The organism is Fulvivirga aurantia (assembly GCF_009711475.1).
Lineage (GTDB): Bacteria > Bacteroidota > Bacteroidia > Cytophagales > Cyclobacteriaceae > Fulvivirga > Fulvivirga aurantia.
Map to the genome: position 1 here is coordinate 1 of NZ_SMMD01000268.1, position 1,421 is coordinate 1,421.

The 1,421-nt window shown below is 38.4% G+C and carries 2 protein-coding genes; both read right to left on the bottom strand.

The genetic code is table 11. The features are described from left to right. The coding region (locus E1176_RS01040) for a GNAT family N-acetyltransferase (RefSeq protein ID WP_155208733.1) at positions 1-834 on the bottom strand (834 nt) is incomplete at its 3' end. Positions 835-861: 27 nt separating this feature from the next. Then, positions 862-1,421 (bottom strand): glycosyltransferase (locus E1176_RS01045; RefSeq protein ID WP_155208734.1); only part of this gene is annotated, 560 nt, incomplete at its 5' end.

Consider the following 1,421-nt stretch of genomic DNA (forward strand, 5'->3'; position numbering starts at 1 on the left):
CAAACCTTTGCTAAGCAAGCCCGAAAGCTTAACCGCTCCTAACCCACTTAAAGACATATAATCAAAGTCTACCTTTTTATATAGGTCTCTAATCATAGAACCGAATTGATCAAAAAATCCTAAGCAATCACAAAGACGCAACTCCAGACCTAACTCACCTTGTTTTAGTCTAAAAATAACCAGACTGTCTTTAGTAGCGTATCCATAGTATTTTATCATCGGCAAATTAACATACCGCCAGACAAGATAGTCTTTTGAATGGCTAGTGTTCCAGCCTTGGGAAGAATGAAAACTGCCGTCAAATTTGTCAAGTGCAACTTGTAAATCAAAAGCATCAGTTTCTAATTCAACAAATACTGTTGGCTTTGTGATAAATTTATTTTTTAAAACACTAAAAGGACGCTTCAGCCTTAGCTGAATCGGTAATTTTCCAACCTCTTGCCATCCCATCTTTAAATAACCAGGCTTACTTTTGCTGTTTGGAGTATTAAAAATAATATCTATACCATCATTCTTACACTGCTCCAATAATGTAAGTGTAAGTTTCTTAAACAAACCCTGACCCTGAAAATCAGGATGTGTGGCAGTGTCTACTGCACGAATCGCTTTTATTTGACTGGAATTGTACTGCCAATCCCATCGCATAAATGCTCTTACGGCAATGATTTTATGTTCGCGCTCTGCTACTAGTACTGGAGATGTACCAAAAGGATTATCAATGTGCTTCCAGCGCCAATAAGCTTCAGATTTAGGCATAAGTGACTCACCAAGACTACTTTTTAACAGTTCAACAATTGACGGTATATCATTTTCTATAGCAGGTCTTATTTTCATTAGTTATAAATTCAGAATAGCCACGAGTTAGTGGAATCGTTTGTATATTTTTTCTAATTGGTGCACCATACTCTGCAGGCTAAAAGAATCCCTAACCCTTTGGCGAGCGGCATTACCTAATTGGGAAATCAAATCATTCGAATTAACCAATTTTGTCAATTCTTTCGATAAATCCTGCCAATGGTCTATACTGACCATCATACCGCTTTCATTATTTCCCACAACCTCTTTAACACCCCCGGCATCCGTAGTTACAATTGCACATTGCATGCTCATAGCCTCAAGTAATGCAATGGGTAAGCCTTCAAATATGGAGGTCATCATAAACACATCCATGGCCGAAAACCAGTTGACTGTATTGGTTTGCAAGCCTGGCATAAGCACTTTGCCTTCCAACCCCAATTCTCTTCTTTCCTGAACCAACTCTTGTTTTAAAGGGCCATCTCCTACAATAATAGCAAACAGATTTTCATCTTTATCGGAAGCATTTTTAAATACCTGTAACCATTCCTTCAGTCGTTTCTGAAACCTGAAAACAGCAACTGTTCCAACTACTATAGCATTCGCGGGTATGTTATTCTCCTCCC